The organism is Treponema sp. R80B11-R83G3 (assembly GCF_054786115.1).
Genome location: NZ_BDHF01000065.1, coordinates 1 through 7,193 on the forward strand (window position 1 = coordinate 1; position 7,193 = coordinate 7,193).

At 44.7% G+C, this 7,193-nt stretch carries 10 protein-coding genes and 2 pseudogenes; 2 read left to right on the plus strand and 10 right to left on the minus strand.

The window, feature by feature from the left end:
- The 5 genes and pseudogenes from ACYVRH_RS09110 to ACYVRH_RS09130 all read right to left on the minus strand — a co-directional run.
- Positions 1 to 104, minus strand: a pseudogene (locus tag ACYVRH_RS09110) (GTPase ObgE); the annotation flags it as partial.
- A 9-nt stretch (positions 105 to 113) separates the two neighbouring features.
- Positions 114 to 371: a 50S ribosomal protein L27 gene (rpmA, locus tag ACYVRH_RS09115; protein ID WP_461256605.1), complete on the minus strand. Its 258-nt coding sequence runs from the start codon at positions 369 to 371 to the stop codon at positions 114 to 116.
- 118 nt (positions 372 to 489) lie between these two features.
- Entirely contained in the window at positions 490 to 774 is a 285-nt protein-coding gene (locus ACYVRH_RS09120; RefSeq protein ID WP_461256606.1) for a ribosomal-processing cysteine protease Prp, read from the minus strand.
- Between the two features lie 110 nt (positions 775 to 884).
- Positions 885 to 1,193, minus strand: coding sequence for a 50S ribosomal protein L21 (rplU, locus tag ACYVRH_RS09125; RefSeq protein WP_461256607.1), 309 nt, complete (start codon positions 1,191 to 1,193; stop codon positions 885 to 887).
- 63 nt (positions 1,194 to 1,256) lie between these two features.
- Positions 1,257 to 1,736, minus strand: a complete 480-nt coding sequence (locus tag ACYVRH_RS09130) for a hypothetical protein (protein WP_461256608.1) — start codon at positions 1,734 to 1,736, stop codon at positions 1,257 to 1,259.
- 107 nt (positions 1,737 to 1,843) lie between these two features.
- On the opposite strand from ACYVRH_RS09130, the gene ACYVRH_RS09135 reads away from it, so the two are divergent.
- Together ACYVRH_RS09135 and ACYVRH_RS09140 are read left to right on the plus strand one after the other, a co-directional pair.
- On the plus strand, positions 1,844 to 3,043 hold the full coding sequence (locus tag ACYVRH_RS09135) for a hypothetical protein (protein ID WP_461256609.1): 1,200 nt from the start codon (positions 1,844 to 1,846) through the stop codon (positions 3,041 to 3,043).
- A 59-nt stretch (positions 3,044 to 3,102) separates the two neighbouring features.
- Entirely contained in the window at positions 3,103 to 3,486 is a 384-nt protein-coding gene (locus ACYVRH_RS09140) for a hypothetical protein (RefSeq protein WP_461256610.1), read from the plus strand.
- A 240-nt stretch (positions 3,487 to 3,726) separates the two neighbouring features.
- Here the strand turns inward: ACYVRH_RS09140 and ACYVRH_RS09145 are convergent, their stop codons facing one another.
- The 5 genes and pseudogenes from ACYVRH_RS09145 to ACYVRH_RS09165 all read right to left on the minus strand — a co-directional run.
- Positions 3,727 to 4,455: an OmpA family protein gene (locus ACYVRH_RS09145; protein ID WP_461256611.1), complete on the minus strand. Its 729-nt coding sequence runs from the start codon at positions 4,453 to 4,455 to the stop codon at positions 3,727 to 3,729.
- A gap of 24 nt (positions 4,456 to 4,479) precedes the next feature.
- On the minus strand, positions 4,480 to 5,274 hold the full coding sequence (locus ACYVRH_RS09150; RefSeq protein ID WP_461256612.1) for a motility protein A: 795 nt from the start codon (positions 5,272 to 5,274) through the stop codon (positions 4,480 to 4,482).
- A gap of 4 nt (positions 5,275 to 5,278) precedes the next feature.
- Positions 5,279 to 5,476: a flagellar FlbD family protein gene (locus ACYVRH_RS09155; protein WP_461256613.1), complete on the minus strand. Its 198-nt coding sequence runs from the start codon at positions 5,474 to 5,476 to the stop codon at positions 5,279 to 5,281.
- 80 nt (positions 5,477 to 5,556) lie between these two features.
- Positions 5,557 to 6,957 (minus strand): flagellar hook protein FlgE, encoded by a 1,401-nt coding sequence (flgE, locus tag ACYVRH_RS09160; RefSeq protein WP_461256614.1) that lies wholly within the window; start codon positions 6,955 to 6,957, stop codon positions 5,557 to 5,559.
- Positions 6,954 to 7,193: pseudogene (locus ACYVRH_RS09165) on the minus strand (flagellar hook assembly protein FlgD); the annotation flags it as partial. The gene flgE and the pseudogene ACYVRH_RS09165, both read right to left, overlap by 4 nt.

The window sequence follows — 7,193 nt, forward strand, 5'->3', positions numbered from 1 at the left end:
GGTCCGCCCTTTGGGATATATTTTTCCCTGCGGAAAGCCACACAACCGTTGCCGCCATTTCCAGAGGAAACCTCTATTGTTGCTTCATCCGCGAATTTTTCCACGCAAGAGGGCTATTGTGCGTCCTGAACTATCGAGGCAAGTTTGCGTCCTCTGCGTTGTGAAAAATTGACTTTCCCGTCCGCAAGGGCAAAAAGCGTATAATCGCCGCCGCAGCCGACATTGTCCCCCGGGTGAATCCTTGTCCCCCGCTGACGGGCAATAATTGTCCCTGCTTTTACCGATGTGCCTGCCGATGCTTTAATACCCAGATATTTAGGTTGTGAATCTCTTCCGTTTTTAGCGCCGCTTCCGCCGCGTTTCCGTGCCATATCAATTCCTCCTTAGAACTACAAAAAAAACCGGTTGGTTTTTTTGTAGTTCTTTAGAAGAAAACCGCATTAGCGGTTTTCTTCATTTGGTTTTGAAAACATCTAAAAACTGAAGTTTTTAGATGTTTTTAGTAATAGTAATTTCGCAATTTTTTGGGTATTCCTGAGCGACGGATTTTAGTCCTTCTATCAGAAAAACCCCTGTGGCAGAAAGAAAATCTTTTCCCTCCGCCTTATAATCGGCTTCCAGCCACAATTGGCCCTTTTCCGGAGCGCCGAACCTAATTGTTATCCCGTCCCTGCCGGACAGGACGCTTATTGCCGTCCTAAACAGAACCGATACGGCGGCGCAAACAATGTTGCCTTTGACTTTACCGTCTCCAGTACGTTCTGTATTTATCAACCTTCGCCAAAAGGTACGAATTTTACCTCTGGTCTTACCGGCTCCAGCGTGTCCATTAGCCTTACAGGCTCTTAAAACGCCGTCATTGTCCAGAACCGCTTCTATATCGATCAGGCTGATATATCCCCAATTTTAATAATCGAGTATTGCTGCCTGTGTCCCTGTTTCCGCCTGTAATCCTTCTTGGACTTGTACTTAAAAACAATGATTTTATCGTCTTTCCCGTGGGATTGTACCGTAGCGGACACTTTCGCGCCCTTTACATAAGGGTCGCCAACCTTTACCGAGTCGCCGGAAACCAACAGCACAGTTTCGATATTAACGGCTGTTCCCGGCTCGGCGTCAATCAAGTCTACTTTGAGCAGATCGCCTTTTTCGGCTCTATACTGCTTACCTTTAAATTCTACTAAAGCGTACATTTCTTTCTCCAAACAAGTAATACTATCTTTTAGCGTAAATGGGAAAAATAGTCAAGGGGCGAATTACACCCCAGCCAGCAAACTTTCAATATTATATAATTCCGGCATTTGGGTATAAAGAGGCTGTCGTTTTTTTCCGGCATCTTGTTTATCCATCTCTACCAAAGTTTTATACAACTCACTTAACAGTTCTGCGAAAACTTTTAAGTTGGACGAAAAATTACTGACTGCCATTTCCCGCAGAGTTTTGTCATGGCCGGGAGGCAGCAGGCTTATCTTGCTTTTAATTGTGGATTTGTTACGGGCAACTTCGATAAAACGGGCGCAGGCGGCAATTTGGCGGTACAATTCGTCAAGATTGAAGCCTTGATAACGGTACAAATCCATTTTTTCGGTGAGGACTTCTATTAAATCCCATGTGTTTTTATCGACCTGAATTTGCAGTAAAACAGGGCGTAAAAACCTGTTTGAAATATTTGCGCGATAATGCTCGCCAATCTGCTCAAGCAGCCTGATTATGTAAGGTTCTTTTATCCGATCCAAAAAAAGCCTCCAATTTTTTAATGATACTACTCATAAGACTGATTGACAAGCACATAGCGGGCAAAATACACTTATTTATGCGTTCATATAAAGCTAGCATTTTTTTATTGGCGGCTGTTTTAGTTTCCTGCGGTGATAATAAGACGGCGCAAATTTGGACAGATCGGCCTGAAATCGCCCTTTATAGCGAATTTTTTAATACGGCACAAGATCAGTACAAGGTTGCCGTAAAATATGTCGAATTTCCGGCTATGGAACTTAACAAACAAAACAAGCCGGATATAATAATCGCAAGCTGGCTTAAAAACGCCTCTACAGGATCAAGTTTTAAAACTCTGGATAATTTATTTGTGGCGAAAAAACTTTCAAGAAACATATTCTATCCGCGCCTTCTGGCTATTGGCAGGATAGATAGAAGCCAATATCTTTTGCCGGTATCGTTCAACATTCCGGCGTTGATTTTTTCCAGAAACAGGGAGCAGTCTTTATCAAATCAATTTACAATTGATTTTGACGAGTTAAAAAAATTGAGTAAGGATTTTAATACCATAAGCCGAGGGGTATATACGCGGATGGGTTTTTCTCCGTTCTGGAATGACAACTTTCTTATTACGACGGCAATGCTTTACGGCGCTTCTTTTCAGGAATCAAAACCTTTAGTCTGGGATTCTACGGCTTTAGAAAAATCAATGACATTTATCAACAACTGGACCAATGAGATAAATACCAGTACTCAGGCTGAAGATGATTTTACTTTTAAATACTTTTTTGAGCCGCCGGAAAGACTGATTCAGAACGGACGCATACTTTTTTCATATATGGAAAGCAGCGAACTTTTTTTGCTGAGCGAAGAAAGCAAAAGCCTTCTTGATTTTCGCTGGGTAAAAGAACAAGACAGTATTCCTGTTACGGAAGACACGGTTTATTTGGGGGTTCCAAAAAGGATTATGTCCAAAAAATCTGCTGAGGAGTTTATTATATGGTTTTTCAAGATTGAAAACCAACGCAGTATTTTGGAGTATTCCAGAGTAAACAGAATTAGCGAAAATATCTTCGGTATCTGCGGTGGCTTTTCGGCGCTAAACCTTGTTACGGAACAAATCTATCCGCTTTTCTATCCCGAACTTTTGGGACGAATGCCGCCGTCTGAGTATTTTACGCTCCCAAACGCACTGCCTGCAAACTGGTTAATTATCAAAGAGCGGGTGGTAATGCCCTATCTTCGTGACCGCGCCAGAAAGGAACGCCCAAACGACGTTTACCCCCTAGAGCGCAGACTTGCCGACTGGATGAGACTGAACCGTTAGCGACATTTTTTATTAAAAGTCACAAGTATTTATTCCGATATTTATAGTAGGAGTTTATTATGAATATCGGAGCGATACCAAGTCATGCATTCCCAAGTATGGGCTTTGCGATAAGCCGGGCGACAGACGGAAGAATGTCCCTACCCGTCTCTCCTGGAATGATGATTTATTCTCATTTTAAACATGTATCGGGAACTCCCGCCCCTGAAGGCACTCAAGGCGTAAACATCTCCAAGTTAAAAATCCTTGACACCTTGATTGAACATTTATCAAAAATGAAAAACCAGCCCCACGCTGATTTTGGCAATTTAGAAGGAACTGATGAAAGCCGAATTAACGCCCTAATAGACCAATACCAAAAGCAAATAAAAGCCACGCAATCTATGGGAGTCTACGCTCCCTCCGCGCCCGCTACCGGTGCGTTGTTCAATCTGTCAATATAATATTCGAAAAAAGCCTCACACAAAGAACACAAAGGAAGAGAAGATCACAAAGAAGAGGGAAGAAGTTGTGTGAGTAGTGAGCACAGTGAGCAGTGAGAAGTGAGCAGTGATTGTTGTAAGCAATCTAAGCGTGAAGTCAACACGCTAAACTTGCTAACATAGATCCTCACTGCTAATTGCTCACTGCTAATTGCTCACTGCTCACTGTTCACTTGTGCTCTTTGTGTGAGTCTTGGCGAATTATAAGTGGCCTTCGTCTAGGATGATTATATCTACTCTGCGGTTGTTGGCGCGGCCTTCTTCGGTATCATTCGAGGAAACTGGTGCTGTGGCGGCAAAACCGGCGATTTGGAACTTGTTTTCGTTTATGCCAAGATCGGCTAGATAACGAAGAACTGCCCTTGAACGTTCTGCAGACAATTGCCAGTTATCTTCCCAGGGGCCGGCTGTGTCAACGGCGGTATCATCGGTGTGGCCCTCTATCCTGAATTTTCTGTCGCGTAATTCATAGGAAACAAGATACGTTCCCAAGCGCAGAAGTATATCTCTGGTTGCCTCAATATTTATTTGAGCGCTGCCGGGGTAAAAAAACGCGTCGCCTGCAAGCGTAATTACAAGGCCGCGCTCATCGTGGGTTACCTTTATTTTATTGGTGCGTATCTCCGGTGAAAAAACAGAGATGGCTTTTCGCATGGCAGTGCCCATAACCCTGCCGCGCTCCATTGAGGGCAGGGACATAATTGTATTGCCTAAATCAGCGTTTTTGCCTGCGGAAATGGTAAAACCGCCGGCTAATGAGCCGATACCGCCCTGACGGACTGAATCGGAAAGCGCGTCCATTTGCGCCTGGGTAACGTCATCGGGATTAAAAAGAACGACAAAGAAACAAAGACAGAGAGTAATCATGTCCGAGTAGGTATTTAACCATGTACTCGGGGTAGGTTCGTCTGCTTTCTTCTTACGCGCCATATTTAACCTTGTCCTTTAGGACTTCTAGTCCTTTAATACTTCTTTTTCCATCGCTACGCGCGCGACAGGATTAAGATACGCAAGAAGTTTCATTGCTAAAATACGCGTATTATCACCGGCTTGAATCGAAAGAACTCCTTCGATAATCATTTCCTTCATACTGGCTTCATCATTATCAAATATGCTAAGTTTGCTTGCAAAGGGAATAAAATATACGTTAGAAAACATAGAACCGTAGAATGTCGTAATAAGAGCAAGAGCCATGTTAGGGCCGATAGACGCTTTATCGTCAAGGTTGCGTAACATACCTACCAATCCCATAACCGTACCTAACATTCCCAATCCGGGTACAAGAGTCGCCCACATGTTAATAAGTTTAATTTTAAATGAATGGCGGCTCTGCATTTGGCTTAATTCCAATTCCAAAAGATCGCGGATAATTGTCGCGTCTGTTCCGTCTACTACAAGACGCAAACCCTTTTTCATAAATTCATCTTCAAGGTCTTCAAGCTCGTCTTCCAAAGCAAGCAAACCCTCACGGCGGGCTTTTTCGGAAAACGCAATCATCTTCTGAATTATACTTCCCGTATCAAATACAGGCTGTTGGAAGGCAAGGCCGATAGCGGCAAAAATTCCCAAGCTGTCTGATAATGAGAACGCTATCATAAGGGCAAAATATGAGCCGACAAGAACGAGGAGGAGTGAGGGAATATCAATAAAGGCCCCAAGACTGTTACCGCTCAATAGGATGGATCCAACAATCATAAACATTGCGCCTAGTGCTCCGACTAAGCTTCCCATATTAATGCTTTTACTCATATTCTCACTCCTGAACAATATACGGGCTTAAGCGCCGCCGGTACTCATCAATTCTTTCCAAAACCGTATCTACCTCTTCTTTTAAAATATGATGTTTGCCGGACAACATTATTAAAGCGGTATCGGGGCGGATTTCTATACATTCAATCTGATGAGGATTAATGTAATACTCCGTCCCGTCAAGCTTTGTTACTTTTATCATATTTCCTTTATTGATTAACGGCTAGGGGCGGTTAGGGGCATCTCTGTCCCTAACCTGTCCCTATCCGCTTATCTCCTTTACTACCTCTTTAGCGTCAACAACTCCTGCAGGAGCTGATCCGCCGTTTGAATTGTTTTGGAGTTAGCCTGAAATCCGCGCTGTGTGACAATCATGTCTACAAACTGATCCGCCATGTCAACGTTGGACATTTCCAATGTTCCGGCGGAAATCTTGCCCTTTCCGGCAATTCCCGAAGGACCGATATTCGCTAACCCTGAGTTATTGGAAACCCGGAATGTGTTATCACCGGCTTTTTCAAGACCGCCCTGGTTGGGGAAGCTTGCCATTGCCACTTGTCCAATGGTTCTTGTAGTGCCGTTGGTATAAATACCGGTTATAACTCCCGATTGATCTATTTTAAAATTATCAAGATAGCCCATTGTGCGGCCATCCTGCTCTACCGCTTTTGAAGAACTTGATTCTGCGTACTGGGTAAGCGAATTGACGAAGCCGCCGACAGTGCCAAGGTTAAGGACAAATTCCTGCCTGACGGGAGTGCCATCTTCGTTGGCAGCCGCTGTCTGCACGTCGAAAGCTGCGTTCATCTGAACACGCCCCGTCCCCCCAGAGACATTGCCCGCTCCGTCTTCGGCGGAAAGCAAGGTGCCGTTATTTGAAAAGTTGACGACAAAAGTTGTAGGTCCGCCCGCTGCCGGAGCTTCCGCCCCAAAACCGATTGTCGTATTTGTAGGAGTCGAATTCTGCGGATCGACCGTAACTGCCTCATTCCAAATGTTAGCCGTACCCGCCACTCTTGTAAATTGAACCTGCAAAACGTGTTTGTCGCCGAATGAATCAAAAATATCGATGGTTGTTGACCATGTCGCATCACGTATCTGCGCCCCTGTGGGATTTGCCGGCAGTTCGGGAATACGCTTGTCAAGGTTACAGGCAAACTGAATCATCGTTGTCGCCTTTGCCGGGTCTTTACCGCCGACCGGTATTACAAGATCATTAATGGGGCTTGAAACGTCCAATACGCTTGTGCCGTCAACATCTCTCGCCATCCAGCCTTGCACTTTCATTCCGTTTGCGGGATTTACCATAGTGCCATTCATATCAACTGAGAACGCGCCGGCTCTTGTGAACAGTTGCGTACCACCGTCATCAAGGATGAAAAAACCGTTTCCGGTAATGGCAAGGTCAGTCGGATTGTTTGTCGCCTGCAAACTGCCCTGAAGGTGAAGCGTGTCAATTGACGCAATGGACATTCCAAGGCCGACTTCTTTGGGGTTTACGCCGCCTAAGTCTTCTGTGGGACGTGCCGCGCCTTGAAGCTGCTGATACAGAATGTCCTGAAAACCGACCCTATTGCGTTTAAAGCCCGTCGTATTGATATTGGCGATGTTGTTGCCAATAACGTCCATTCTGGTCTGGTGGTTCTGAAGTCCGGAAACGCCGGAAAACAATGATCGCATCATAAGTCTACTCTCTCCTTTTCATCCGCAAAAACTTTGATTACATGATTCCAATCATAAAAATTACCGTTTACCAACACCTCAGGTGTTTCTCCCCTGGTAACCGCCTGAACAACGCCATATACACTGCGCTCTCCCTCGATTATTTCAACGCTCTTTCCCAACGAGCTTGCAGCCTCGTTCCCCATGAGCATGGAAGTAAGTTTGGAAAAATCTTTTGCCATACCGGTCATTTGTTC